Origin of the sequence: Yoonia sp. R2-816, from assembly GCF_046762905.1 — a bacterium.
Taxonomy (GTDB): domain Bacteria; phylum Pseudomonadota; class Alphaproteobacteria; order Rhodobacterales; family Rhodobacteraceae; genus Yoonia.
Map to the genome: position 1 here is coordinate 1 of NZ_JBKQXN010000033.1, position 896 is coordinate 896.

General features: G+C 57.5%; 1 protein-coding gene. It reads left to right on the plus strand.

From position 1 onward, the window contains the following. Nucleotides 1-38: 38 nt before the first annotated feature. On the plus strand, nucleotides 39-896 hold an 858-nt coding region (locus ACFWW2_RS00480; protein WP_393925400.1), incomplete at its 3' end, for a hypothetical protein.

Sequence of the window (896 nt, forward strand, 5' to 3'; positions counted from 1 at the left end):
CGATCTACGGGCATGGCCTTCTAAATCTGGAACGCGCCATGCGCCCTATCGGTGAACTTGTTGTCTACCAGGGAAGCACCACCGAGAGTGACGCCATGCCTCTCGCCGAAACGGGTATCGTCGCCAGTGGCGCCCTGGCACCAGCCCTCAACCAGGCCCTCGCAGGACAGGTCTTGATGGTTGCAGATGCGTATACGCGCGGATTTGACCTCGCCGCCAGCGCCCTGGTCTCCGAAGCTGCTGCGCCAGACCCCCGTCCCACGTTCGTAAGGGAAGTAATGGCCAGCGACAGCCTGACACTCATGCGTTCAGATCACGGAACAAGCATCCGTGTTGATGGAGATGTGTCCTCCTATGAGATCAGCCTCGGAGATATAGATCCAGATGCAGATCCATTTGGACAGCTTCTGACAGAAGACTACGCATTCGGACATGACGTCCAACTGACAGACGCGCTGGCGCTGACGACGGATCATGCTGTCGGATCTTCCACTGACACCTTCTCAAGGACCAGCATAGGGCTTGAAGCAAAAGACAAGGATGGGTCAGGCTTTTCTGCTCAGGTCGGCCGTATCGCAGAGCACGGGACAGTCCTTGGATCACGCTTCATGGGCGCCGCAGGTCAGGACGGAAACAGCGCGACCTCATTTCTTGAGATATCGGGATCTGTTGCTCTTGGGCAGGGCACGCTCCTGACAGTATCGGGCACGCAAAGCCGGACAGATTTCCAACAAGAAGGTTTGGTCACTGGCGGTGCAAACCTGATGGGACATGCTGGCGAAGTCTCAATCAGCCAGGCGCATTTTCTCGGCAGCCCAGGCACGATACGCCTGTCTGTCTCAAGTCCGCTCCAGATCTCCTCTGGCGAAATCTCAATCGACCTCCCGCAAGACAGG